Origin of the sequence: Flavobacterium sp., from assembly GCF_028689845.1 — a bacterium.
Classification (GTDB): domain Bacteria; phylum Bacteroidota; class Bacteroidia; order Flavobacteriales; family Flavobacteriaceae; genus Flavobacterium.
In genome coordinates, this window is record NZ_JAQVCH010000011.1 from 23,520 (window position 1) to 35,301 (window position 11,782).

12 protein-coding genes are annotated in these 11,782 nt (G+C 34.1%); 8 read left to right on the forward strand and 4 right to left on the reverse strand.

All coding sequences use genetic code 11. From position 1 onward, the window contains the following. Positions 1–153 precede the first annotated feature (153 nt). From PHR76_RS06050 to PHR76_RS06070, 5 genes are all read left to right on the forward strand, one after another. Positions 154–1,437: a citrate synthase gene (locus PHR76_RS06050; protein ID WP_300059581.1), complete on the forward strand. Its 1,284-nt coding sequence runs from the start codon at positions 154–156 to the stop codon at positions 1,435–1,437. 219 nt (positions 1,438–1,656) lie between these two features. Continuing rightward, on the forward strand, positions 1,657–2,571 hold the full coding sequence (locus PHR76_RS06055) for an arginine deiminase family protein (RefSeq protein WP_300059583.1): 915 nt from the start codon (positions 1,657–1,659) through the stop codon (positions 2,569–2,571). Positions 2,572–2,634: 63 nt separating this feature from the next. Continuing rightward, positions 2,635–3,003, forward strand: a complete 369-nt coding sequence (locus PHR76_RS06060; protein WP_300059585.1) for a four helix bundle protein — start codon at positions 2,635–2,637, stop codon at positions 3,001–3,003. Positions 3,004–3,057: 54 nt separating this feature from the next. Then, positions 3,058–3,993, forward strand: a complete 936-nt coding sequence (ctlX, locus tag PHR76_RS06065) for a citrulline utilization hydrolase CtlX (protein ID WP_300059587.1) — start codon at positions 3,058–3,060, stop codon at positions 3,991–3,993. Between the two features lie 40 nt (positions 3,994–4,033). Continuing rightward, positions 4,034–5,593: a T9SS type A sorting domain-containing protein gene (locus tag PHR76_RS06070; RefSeq protein ID WP_300059589.1), complete on the forward strand. Its 1,560-nt coding sequence runs from the start codon at positions 4,034–4,036 to the stop codon at positions 5,591–5,593. Positions 5,594–5,666: 73 nt separating this feature from the next. Here PHR76_RS06070 and PHR76_RS06075 read toward each other — a convergent pair whose 3' ends face one another. Genes PHR76_RS06075 through PHR76_RS06085 form a run of 3 tightly spaced genes read right to left on the reverse strand, consistent with a single transcriptional unit; the run spans position 5,667 to position 8,259 of the window. Further along, the gene (locus PHR76_RS06075) at positions 5,667–7,097 is read right to left on the reverse strand and encodes an SDR family oxidoreductase (RefSeq protein WP_300059591.1); all 1,431 of its coding nucleotides are present in this window, start codon (positions 7,095–7,097) and stop codon (positions 5,667–5,669) included. 47 nt (positions 7,098–7,144) lie between these two features. Next, a complete protein-coding gene (locus PHR76_RS06080; RefSeq protein WP_300059593.1) occupies positions 7,145–7,768 on the reverse strand; it encodes a MarC family NAAT transporter in 624 nt (207 codons plus the stop codon). A 59-nt stretch (positions 7,769–7,827) separates the two neighbouring features. After that, positions 7,828–8,259, reverse strand: coding sequence for a hypothetical protein (locus tag PHR76_RS06085; protein WP_300059595.1), 432 nt, complete (start codon positions 8,257–8,259; stop codon positions 7,828–7,830). 133 nt (positions 8,260–8,392) lie between these two features. Between PHR76_RS06085 and PHR76_RS06090 the strand changes: the two genes are divergently transcribed. Beyond that, complete coding sequence (locus PHR76_RS06090; RefSeq protein ID WP_300059597.1) at positions 8,393–8,752, forward strand: CoA-binding protein; 360 nt, start codon at positions 8,393–8,395, stop codon at positions 8,750–8,752. Here PHR76_RS06090 and PHR76_RS06095 read toward each other — a convergent pair. After that, positions 8,729–10,168: a sodium:solute symporter gene (locus tag PHR76_RS06095; protein ID WP_300059599.1), complete on the reverse strand. Its 1,440-nt coding sequence runs from the start codon at positions 10,166–10,168 to the stop codon at positions 8,729–8,731. The genes PHR76_RS06090 and PHR76_RS06095 overlap by 24 nt on opposite strands. A 129-nt stretch (positions 10,169–10,297) precedes the next feature. On the opposite strand from PHR76_RS06095, the gene recR reads away from it, so the two are divergent. Further along, a complete protein-coding gene (gene recR / locus PHR76_RS06100; RefSeq protein ID WP_300059681.1) occupies positions 10,298–10,918 on the forward strand; it encodes a recombination mediator RecR in 621 nt (206 codons plus the stop codon). 66 nt (positions 10,919–10,984) lie between these two features. After that, positions 10,985–11,773: a polysaccharide biosynthesis/export family protein gene (locus PHR76_RS06105; protein ID WP_300059601.1), complete on the forward strand. Its 789-nt coding sequence runs from the start codon at positions 10,985–10,987 to the stop codon at positions 11,771–11,773. The last annotated feature ends 9 nt before the right edge of the window (positions 11,774–11,782 follow it).

An 11,782-nucleotide genomic window follows, 5' to 3' on the forward strand; every position in this document is an offset into this window, starting at 1 on the left:
TAGCGTGTGTTTTTTTATATTTTGGCATGTATATAATAATTATAATTTTATACAAAATTTAACGAAAACGTGTGGTATTAAATTTTAACATTCCTATTATATTTTGTAAATTCGCAACAAACAAAGTATATACCTATTAAATTTTTATAAAACATGTCAAAAACTGCCATATTAAAGTACGAAGGTAAAGAATATGAGTTTCCTATCATCGTAGGAACCGAAAATGAAGCCGCCATCGACATTGAACAACTTCGTGCCTTAACAGGTGCTGTTACCTTAGATCCCGGATTTAAAAATTCAGGCTCTTGCCAAAGTGCTATTACGTTCTTAGATGGGGAAGAAGGAATTCTACGTTACCGCGGGTATTCTATAGAAGAATTAGCAGATAAAGCTAACTTCTTAGAAGTTTCTTATTTGTTGATTTTTGGAGAATTACCAACGAAACAGCAGCTAATAAAATTCGAAATCGACATCCAAAAATATTCGTTAGTGAATGAAGAAATGAAAAGCATCATTGATGGTTTTCCAAAAACCGCTCACCCAATGGGCGTTTTGGCTTCTTTAACTAGTGCGTTAACGGCATTTAATCCAAAATCGGTTAATCCGCACAATGAAAAAGAAATGTACGAAGCGGTATGTAAAATTATGGCTAAGTTTTTAGTCATTGCTACTTGGACCTATCGAAAATCAATGGGCTATCCTTTAAATTATTATGACAACACCAAAGGATATGTCGCAAATTTTATGCATTTGATGTATGAATTGCCAACTGGACCCTATAAAATTGATTCGGTTGTTGTTAATGCTTTAGATAAATTATTTATTCTACATGCAGACCATGAACAAAACTGTTCTACCTCTACTGTTCGTATTGTAGGTTCTTCTCATGCGGGATTGTTTGCTTCTATTGCTGCTGGAGTTTCAGCACTTTGGGGACCTTTGCATGGTGGAGCCAATCAAGCGGTTTTAGAAATGTTAGAAGAAATTCACAAAAACGGAGGAGATGTAGCAAAATATGTGTTAAAAGCAAAAGACAAGGATGATTCCTTCCGTTTAATGGGATTTGGTCATCGGGTTTATAAAAACTTTGACCCAAGAGCAACTATTATTAAAAAAGCTGCAGACGATGTGCTTGAAGCCTTAGGAGTAGAAGATCCATTATTGGATATTGCCAAACAATTAGAAAAAGTAGCGTTAGAAGACGAATACTTCAAAGAAAGAAATTTATATCCAAATGTTGATTTTTATTCAGGTATTATTTACCGAGCATTAGGAATTCCAACGGAAATGTTTACCGTAATGTTCGCCATTGGCCGTTTACCAGGTTGGATTGCTCAATGGAAAGAAATGCGAGAAAATAAAGAACCTATCGGAAGACCACGTCAAGTGTATATCGGTTCGCCATTACGGGATTTTAAACCAGTAGAAAAAAGATAAAACATTTTAAACAAAAAGCCTTCTAAAAAGAAGGCTTTTAAGTTAAAAAAAATCGATATTTAAACGGTATATTGATGAAATTAAACCTTTTTAATTGTTCTATTTTATGATAAAGTGGAGTAATTCGTTACTGTTTCGGAATGCATTTTTAATACAACATTTACTCTTGCTTTTGGAACCCCTTTTTTTATCTTTGTCAAAAGCCATAAAAACAATACTATGCTACCCATTCACGTACAAAATGAAACTTCCCGATTAAGGGCAGTTGTATTAGGCACTGCAATTAGCAGCGGTCCAACACCAACGAAAGAGGAAGCCTATGATCCCAAATCATTAGAGCATATTTTGGCGGGAACCTATCCAGTTGAATCGGATATGATTAGCGAAATGGAAGCTTTTCATCGTGTTTTTCAAAAATATGATGTCAAAGTCTATCGTCCAGAAATTATAGAAAATTATAATCAAATTTTCACGCGTGATATTGGTTTTGTTATTGAGGATATCTTTATTAAAGCAAATATTCTTCCCGAACGAGAAAGAGAATTAGATGCAATTCAATATGTTTTGGATTTAATTAATCCAAAAAAAATAGTTCGTCCTCCTGAAGAAGTCCATATTGAAGGCGGCGACGTGATGCTTTGGAATGACTATATTTTTATAGGAACATACAAAGGGTCTGATTATAAAGACTACATAACAGCCCGAACCAACATGCAAGGCGTTCAATATATTCGAGATTTATTTCCAAACAAAATCGTAAAAGAATTCGATTTAGTCAAATCAAAGATAGAAGCAAGAGACAATGCGTTGCACCTTGATTGTTGCTTTCAACCGGTAGGAAACAATAAAGGAATTATTTATAAAAGTGGTTTTCGCGAAGAAGCGGATTATGTTTATTTAGTTAACTTATTTGGAAAAGAAAATCTATTTCACATCACCCGTGACGAAATGTATCACATGAATTCCAATGTGTTTTCTATTGCTCCAGACGTTGTTGTTTCTGAACAGAATTTCACAAGATTAAACAATTGGTTGCGTAGTCAAGGCTTTACGGTTGAAGAAATTCCGTATGCTGAAATTGCTAAACAAGAAGGATTATTACGTTGTTCAACTTTACCATTAATCAGATTGTAATTATATTTGTTATGTGTTATATGTTGTAGGTTTTTCCGTTCATACATTTAAAAATAACGGTTTATGAAAAGTTATAAAGATTTAGAAGTTTACAATTTAAGCGTAGAGTTATTTTATTTAGCTCACGGGTTTTCTTTAAAACTCCCGAAAGACGAATTGTATGAATTAGGAGGCCAATTAAGAAGATCAGCTGATTCAATTCCAACAAATATTGTTGAAGGATATGGTAGAAAAAGATATAAAGCAGATTTCGTAAAGTTTCTTACTTATTCTCGGGCTAGCTGTTTGGAAACTGTTTTTCATGTTGAAAAAATAACTAAATTGTATCCAGATTGTTATGATGGTAACGATTTACTAATTGAAAGGTATAATGAGTTAAGTGCAAAACTATTTAATTTTATAAAATTTGTAGATGAAAATTGGAAAGCGTAATTTTTAACCCACAACCCACAACCCACAACCCACAACTTAAAAATTCTAACAACAATGAACCAAACCACCAACTCCATCTTAATGATTCGACCAGTTGCCTTTCGAATGAATGAGCAAACTGCCGTAAATAATTATTATCAAAAAGTGTTAGAAAACACTACGCCAGCTACCGTAAATGCAAAAGCCCAACAAGAATTTGACGCTTTTGTTGATAAATTGCGAAAAGTAGGCGTTAATGTCATTGTGGTTGACGATACGTTAGAACCGGATACACCAGATAGTATTTTTCCTAACAATTGGATTTCGTTTCATGAAAATGGCGATGTCACTTTGTATCCTATGTTTGCCGAAAACCGACGCTTAGAACGTCGTGAAGATATTTTGGAAAAACTAGAAGAAGAAGGATTTATTATCAATGAAATCATGGATTATACTTCGGCCGAAGAAGATGGTTTTTTCTTAGAAGGAACCGGAAGTATTTTATTAGACCGCGATAATGCGAAAGCCTATTGTGCTCTTTCCCCTCGTGCGGATGAAGAATTATTCATCGAATTTTGTGAAGATTATGATTTGGCTCCAGTTATTTTTGAAGCCTTTCAAACCGTAAATGGTGAACGAAAATTGATTTATCATACGAATGTCATGATGTGTTTGGGCGAAACCTTTGCCGTTATTTGTGCTGAATGTATCGATGATAAGAAAGAACGAAAAATGGTTTTAGATAACCTAAAAGCAGATGAAAAAGATATTATCTTGATTACCGAAGACCAAATGAATAATTTTGCAGGCAATATGTTGCAAGTAAAAGGAAAAGATGACAAACGGTATTTGGTGATGAGTAATTCGGCTCACCAAAGTTTGACTAAAGCTCAACTTCAAAAAATTGAACAACACTGTGAAATTATTTCTTCTAGTCTTGACACCATCGAAGCCTGTGGTGGCGGAAGTGCTCGTTGTATGATGGCAGAGGTTTTCTTGCCTCGAGAATAGAAAAATTAGATACTTTTATTTAAATAATAAGTTGGTTAAAATGAAGAACGTAGTGATTGTTTTTTTATCGTTGTTTGCGATGACTATTCCGTTGAATGCCCAAGTATTAGATGAAAATTTCGGTGTTTCTGGAAAAGTTACAACCAACATTAATCAAAATGCTAATTTCCATAGAATCAATGCAATACTTCAAGTTCCCAATCAAAAAATACTAGTTGGAGGTTCAGATAATACGAACGCCTATGTGTTGCGTTATAATCAGGATGGAACACTTGACACTAGCTTTCAAGATGAAGGGCATATCCTATTGCCTTTTACAACAATAGTTGCTTTTGCAAAGAAATCGGATAATGAGCTTTTTTTTGCAGGTTCTATTGTTGCATTTGGAGGTAACACTGATTTTATTGTGGGTAAGATAGATAGTGATGGAAACTTAGATTCGACCTTTGGAACCAATGGAATCAAACAACTCGGTTTTGGTTATCAAAGTGATGATAATGCAAGTGGTATAACCTTACAATCCGACGGAAAAATTATTGTGGTTGGCAATACGACCTTTGGCCCTAATTCACTTACGCAACATGTGGTGATTCGGTTATTGCCAAACGGCGAGTATGATACAAGTTTTAATACAGATGGGATTTTTACACTTGAAATGGTTACTCATCGGCAAAGTTTACGAACGGTTGATTTGATGGATGATGGGAAAATTGTTTGTAGTGGCTCTGTTACTTTGACCACTGGTTCCAATCAAGGTAGAATGTGCGTTTTGCGACTTTTGCCTAACGGATCTTTAGATACAACTTTTGCTACAGTAGGGTACCGATATTTTAATCCAGGAACACAAGGTGGCTCAACAGTTAATTCACATATCACATTTAATGATGGTAGTGTTTTATTGGGCGGATCATCGTACACACCAAATAATAGTGGTGTTATCAATAATTTTACACTTGTGAAATTAGATGCTTTTGGAGCTATTGATACTACTTTTGCTAATAATGGTGTGGCAGTTAATTTTTTTCTTGGAAGAAGCGGAGCTATTAACAAACTTGTTTTAGATGATAACCAAAATATTTATGCCGTAGGAGCTTCGGCTGTGGTTGGAGTTAGTGGTGAAGATTTTGCGATTTCAAAGTGCAACGCAAATGGCGAACTAATCACTGATTTTGGTTCTAACGGTTATTTCTTCACAGATTTTGCGGGTTCAGGTGATTTTCCGTTTAGTTTTTTTATTGAGAATAATAAAATTCTCGTAGCGGGTACGGCAACAGTTAGCACCAATCCAACTAAGCAATTTTTTGCAATGGCACGCATCATCGATGAAAGTTTGCTAAATACAATCAATTTTTCTGCTGATGAAGAGTATGTAGTTTATCCAACTATTTTTTCTGATGCAATTACCATAACCGCTTCTAGCGAAACAATGGTCGGCATTTCTCTTTTCGATTATGCTGGCAGAAAATTAATTATGAGTTCTTTAGTATTGCAACAAAATGGCACACCGCTAAATTTAAGTACTTTGGCAAAAGGCAACTACATTTTGAAAATAAAATCAGTCGACAATATAGAAAAAACAGTAAAAATTGTCAAGCGATAAACGCTGAGCTTTTACTCTTCACTTTCTCAAAAACACATCCAACTTTTAGTACGCATTAATCTTATTTGTCCAATCAGTTTAGTTCTTTTGCAATATTGCGAATCATTCCGCCAAAGATGAAAAAATGAAACGGCACCAAAGAATACCAATACAATCTTCCCCAAAGTCCTCTTGGTCGAAAGGTGGCAATTTGATGTAAAGTGTTGTCGTTGTCTATTCGGAATTCAAGCCAAGCTTCACCAGGCATTTTCATTTCAGCAAATAACAATAAACGACGCTGTTCTTTATCGGCTAAAATCACTCGCCAAAAATCTAACGAATCGCCATTGTCTAACTGAGTAGGGTGCGTGCGACCTCGACGTAAACCAACACCACCAAAAAATTTGTCTAAAACTCCGCGAATTCGCCACATCCAATTGCCGTAATACCAACCTTTTTCACCTCCAATTGACCAGATGTTTTCCATGGTTTTCTCTGGGTTTTTTAATTGAACGGATTGCTCATCTTTTAAACAACCGAAAGTTGGAACTTGAATATATTCAGCTAAATTTTGTTTGAATTCACTGCTAATTAAACTGTCTTTCCAACTGGAAATGACTAAGTTTTGTTCAATTTTTATAAAAGCTAATTTAATCGCTTCTGTATATGTTATCGGTTTAATATCTAACATTTTTTGTAACCGGTTATCCTTACAAATAATTTCCATTTTCATGCTGTCAACCAAATTAATTGCCAGTTTATAAGAAGTTGAGGTCACGAAGTATAACCAATAAGATGATAATTTGGGTGTCATAATCGGAACAGTGTAAATCCAATTTTTAAAACCACGCGTTTTGGCATATAATTGCATCATTTGTTTGTAGGTCAAAATATCAGGTCCTCCGATATCAAAAGATTGATTGAAACAGTCTTCCCGCAATAAGACGCCTCTTAAATAATGAATCACATCTCGAATGGCAATGGGCTGTGTTTTGGTTAAAACCCATTTTGGTGTAATCATAATAGGGAGTTTTTCGCATAAATCGCGGATAATTTCAAAAGATGAGCTCCCAGAACCTACAATAATTCCCGCTCGTAAAACGGTTAAATTAAAAGGGCCTTGATACAAAATGGTTTCAACATTACTTCGTGAACTTAAATGTTTGGATAGTTTCGTGTCATTGACAATTCCGCTTAAATAAACAACTTGTTTAACGCCAATTTTTCCCATGTAAAGGTTGAAATTTTCGGCTGCTTTGGCTTCCATCACATCAAATTCAGTGGTAGAAGAGCTCATGGAATGAATTAAGTAATAAGCCACGTCAATCGGTTCAGGCAAGTTTTCAAATGTTAGCTCGTTTAAAAAATCGACTTCCCAGATAGAAATTAAGTCTAAAGTAGCTTTGTCTAATCCTAAACGAGATTGGTCTCGAACGCAACAAATTACTTGGTGACCTTGAGCTAAAAGTTCAGGTAATAAACGTCTGCCCACGTAACCATTGGCTCCTGTTAAAAGAATTCTCATACTTAGAAATTTTCTTAAAGATAAGTAGAAATACGATTAAACAATCGTTAAATCATTTTGAAGATATTCACCACGGCACTACTAATGTATTGAACACCAATTGCAATAACGATAAATCCGATAATTCTAGAAATTGCAACAATTCCTGAAGCTCCTAAAATTCTTGACAGATAATGAGCACTTTTTAGTACGAAGTAAATAACAATGGCGACGGCTAAGATTGCGAAAACAGCAGTTATTTTTTCACTAAGTTTTGTATAATCTTGATAAAAAGCAATAAGTAACGAAATTGAGCCAGGGCCAGCCAGCATTGGGATTGCCAAAGGCGTTAAAGCAATTTGATTTCGAGTTTGTGCATCTGATTCAACCTTTTTGTTTACTCCTCTCGTTTTGTTGAATTCTCCTGTAAGTAAAGAAAATCCGGAACTTACGATAATTAATCCACCCGCAATTCGCAACGCATCAATACTAATGCCGAAGAATTTTAAAACATACTCTCCAATAAAAAAAGAAATGATTAAGATGATAAATACATTCAATGCCGTCCAAAGTGAAACACGAGAACGTTCTGTTTTTGAATAATCCATTGTTAGTCCAACAAAAATAGGGACAGCACCTAACGGATTAAGTACAGAAAAAAGTGCGGCAAAAACATAAACAAATAATTCCATGTATTTATTTTAACAAATGTAATTCGGAAATTCCGAAGCTGTTTTTGTAAAAAACAAAGTTAGTATAAATCGTCTATATATTGTGGAGAATTTTCAATTTTTAATCGATTAATTTTATTAATGAAAGCGACAATGTCTTTTTTGCTTTGCGGATAATCAATCGTAATAAAATGGTTGTCTATATGAAAAGTATAGGTATTTCCAGGTTTAAAAACCACCAATTTATAAAAGGGAATCACTAAGGAATAAGTTTCTAATAACGACCGGAATCGAATAATTATTCCTTTCGGACGAAGCTCGATATTGCAAAAGTTTCGGTTGTTATCATAGGAAAGTAATAGGTCGATTTCATGACTCGTTTTCAGGATATCTAATCGAGGAGAACCAATTCCTTTTAATTTAATGTTTTCAAAAAAACCAAAAGGTTTTCCAACTAAATCATTGATAGCTTCCTTTACTTTTTTTTCGTTGTAAGAAGTGTTAACTAGCATTTTTTTTATAAAATTAAAAAACAATTTCTATTTTTTTGAAGGTTTAATAAAGGATTAAGACTTGTTCAATTAATATAGAAACAAGAAACTTGCTAAAAATTCAGTATTTTTGAAGTCTATAAAAGTAAAAAAGATGAAAAAAACATTGGTTATCGGAGCTTCTGTCAATACAGAACGCTATTCTAATATGGCAATGAATCGTTTAGTTTCTCATGAACAACCCGTTGTGGCAATTGGCCAACGCGAAGGAGAAGTAGCAGGTGTTAAAATTCAAACAAAGCAAATTCCGTTTAAAAATATTCATACCGTTACGTTGTACCTGAATCCAATTGCACAACGCGATTATTATAATTACATCGTTGGACTAAATCCACAACGAGTAATTTTTAATCCAGGAACTGAAAATCCTGAATTTTACGCGTTATTAAAAATCAATAATATAAAAGTAGAAGAGGCTTGTACCTTAGTTTTACTTTCTACGAATCAATATTAAACCGAGGAAAGTCAGCATACCATTCACAATTAAAATCTCAAAACCAAAGGCAAACCCAAACCAAGTTTCACTGTATAAATTTAATATAATTGAAGTAAGAACTGCGGTTATGGCAACAAATGGTACCCAATTGTCGCGAACTTGCCATTTAGTAAACAAACCAAAACTATAAAGTCCAAGAAGCGGACCATAAGTAAATCCCGCAAATTTTAAGACTTTATCAATAATACTGACGTCGGCTACAAAGTATTTAAATCCGATAATGACAAAAATGGAGATAAAAACAAACAGCAAGTGAATTTTTTTTCGAACTGCAATTTGTTTAACGGCATCATATTTTTTTTCAATTTCTAGAATATCAATGCTAAACGAAGTAGTTAAGGAAGTTAAGGCACTATCGGCACTAGAATAGGCCGCTGCAATCAATCCTAAGATAAAAAAGAAGGCAACACTTAACCCAAGGTATTCATTGGCTAAAATTGGAAAAAGTTGATCTTTATGAGCGTCAATGTCATATTTTAAAGTATATTCGGTGAATAATAAACCTAAGACTAAGAATAAAAAATTGACAAACGTAAGTACAATGGTAAACCAAAACATGTTTTTTTGAGCATCTTTTAAACTGCGACACGTTAGGTTTTTTTGCATCATGTCTTGGTCTAATCCAGTCATAACAATAGCAATAAATGCCCCTGACAGAAATTGCTTCCAAAAATAAGAAGGCAAACTGGCATCTTCAAAAAAGAAAGTTTTAGAGAAATCACTTTCTGCAATAAAACCAGAGAGTGTTGAAATATTCAACCCTAAATCTTCGGATACAATCACAATACAAACCACTACAGAAATCAGCATAAATAAAGTTTGCAATGTATCTGTCCAAATAATCGTTTTGATACCTGATTTTTTGGTATATACCCAAATTAATAAAATGGTTACAGTTACGGTTACCCAATACGGCACATTTAATTTGTCAAAGACGAGCGTTTGCAATACATCTGCTACTAGCATTAACCGCAAGTTTGACCCAACCGTTCTTGAGAGTATAAAAAACCAAGCCCCTGTTTTATAGGAATTACGACCAAATCGATCACCTAAATAGGTGTAAATTGAGGTTAAATTTAAACGATAGTAAAGTGGTAATAAGACGGTTCCAATGACAAAATAACCCACAATATAGCCTAAAACCAGTTGAAAATAAACAAATTGCGACGCTTCCACTTTTCCGGGAACAGAGATAAAAGTAACACCAGAGAGTGAGGCTCCTATCATGCCAAAAGCGACTAAATACCAAGGTGAATTTTTATTGGCTTTAAAAAAAGCATCATTGCCTTCGTCTTTTTTACTGATGAAATAGGAAATTAAAATCAATAAACTAAAATAACCGAGGATGAGCAATAAAATCGGAATGGGTTGCATGGGCAAAAATTGAATTTGGGTTGCAATTTACAAAAAGTGAACTAAAATTGATTGTTTTTTCAAACATCAAAAAAAAAATGGTGTAAAAATGCTAAAAAGTTGCTTTTGAAAAATGTATTTTTGTACCCAATGGAATTCTCTTCAAAATTATTAGAAAAAGCAGTGAACGAAATGGCTCAATTACCAGGAATTGGTAAGCGAACAGCCCTGCGATTAGTCTTACATTTATTAAAACAGCCTAAGGAACAAACCCAGTTTTTGGCAGAAGCGATATCATGCATGCGAACAGAAATAAAATTCTGTACCGTTTGTCATAATATCTCGGATCATTCCGTTTGCGAAATTTGTGCTAATGAAAGTCGTAATCACGCCTTGATATGTGTGGTAGAAGATATTCGAGATGTCATGGCAATCGAGAATACAGGGCAGTTTAAAGGAGTTTATCATGTTTTAGGAGGAAAGATTTCTCCGATAGATGGCATTGGTCCCAGTCAGTTAAATGTAATATCGCTTGTTGAAAAAGTGAAAAAAGGAAAAGTGAATGAAATTATCTTTGCGTTGAGTTCAACCATGGAGGGCGATACCACTAATTTCTATATTTATAAACAACTCAAAGGGCATGAAGTTAAAACATCTACCATTGCTAGAGGAATTGCAGTGGGTGACGAATTAGAATACGCCGACGAAATTACCCTTGGCAGAAGTATTCTAAATCGGATTCCTTTTGAAAACACAATGAAGAATTACTAATTATATTTTGAGTAATTTTTTGAAATTAGATTTGAAAAACTATCTTTGTTTGCTAAATTTTTTAAAATGAATAAATCTGTACTGTTCATACTAGTAATCATTACTATGGTGTTCACGTCTTGTGTGCCCACGAAAGATTTGACCTATTTGCAAGATGGCGGAAAGGTGTATGATTCTATTATGGTCAATCAATCAGTAAAAAAACCATATCGGGTGCAAAGTAATGATATCTTAATGGTTAATATAAAAACGAGTGATCCTGTGTTGAATACGATGTTTAAACCATCGGATAGGACTCAAAATGTTAGCAATGAACAAGTTTTGTTTTTTGAAGGTTTTACGGTAGATGACCATGGTCTCATCAGAATACCTGTTTTAGGTGAAATACCTGTAATTGGAAAAACAACAGAAGAAATCAGGATTGATATAGAAAAAAAATTAGGTGAAGATTACTTTAAAAAGGAAGCAAATATTTTTGTCAATGTTAAGCTAGCAGGATTGCGATATACCATTAATGGAGAAGTTAAAATTCCGGGCACAAATACACTTTTTGTAGAGAATGCTACAATTATGGATGCTATTTCTAATTCTGGTGATATTACTATAATTGGAGATAGAAAAAATGTGATGGTTGTGCGGCGTTACCCACATGGCGTGGAGATGCATTCCATTAATTTATTAGATAAAAAAGCATTGGAATCACCATATTATTATTTGCAACCCAATGATTTCATATTGGTTAATCCACTCAAACAAAAATCTTGGGGAACAGGAACTACCGGGCTACAATCTTTAACCACCATTATTTCTGTACTTTCATTAGCGACTACGATTATCGTTTTAACGCGTTTATAGTTTACTAAC

Coding starts and splice junctions, on each gene's coding strand:
- PHR76_RS06050 (WP_300059581.1), top strand. CDS start 154: ATGTCAAAAACTGCCATATTAAAGTACGAAGGTAAAGAATATGAGTTT.
- PHR76_RS06055 (WP_300059583.1), top strand. CDS start 1,657: ATGCTACCCATTCACGTACAAAATGAAACTTCCCGATTAAGGGCAGTT.
- PHR76_RS06060 (WP_300059585.1), top strand. CDS start 2,635: ATGAAAAGTTATAAAGATTTAGAAGTTTACAATTTAAGCGTAGAGTTA.
- ctlX (WP_300059587.1), top strand. CDS start 3,058: ATGAACCAAACCACCAACTCCATCTTAATGATTCGACCAGTTGCCTTT.
- PHR76_RS06070 (WP_300059589.1), top strand. CDS start 4,034: ATGAAGAACGTAGTGATTGTTTTTTTATCGTTGTTTGCGATGACTATT.
- PHR76_RS06075 (WP_300059591.1), bottom strand. CDS start 7,097: ATGAGAATTCTTTTAACAGGAGCCAATGGTTACGTGGGCAGACGTTTA.
- PHR76_RS06080 (WP_300059593.1), bottom strand. CDS start 7,768: ATGGAATTATTTGTTTATGTTTTTGCCGCACTTTTTTCTGTACTTAAT.
- PHR76_RS06085 (WP_300059595.1), bottom strand. CDS start 8,259: ATGCTAGTTAACACTTCTTACAACGAAAAAAAAGTAAAGGAAGCTATC.
- PHR76_RS06090 (WP_300059597.1), top strand. CDS start 8,393: ATGAAAAAAACATTGGTTATCGGAGCTTCTGTCAATACAGAACGCTAT.
- PHR76_RS06095 (WP_300059599.1), bottom strand. CDS start 10,168: ATGCAACCCATTCCGATTTTATTGCTCATCCTCGGTTATTTTAGTTTA.
- recR (WP_300059681.1), top strand. CDS start 10,298: ATGGAATTCTCTTCAAAATTATTAGAAAAAGCAGTGAACGAAATGGCT.
- PHR76_RS06105 (WP_300059601.1), top strand. CDS start 10,985: ATGAATAAATCTGTACTGTTCATACTAGTAATCATTACTATGGTGTTC.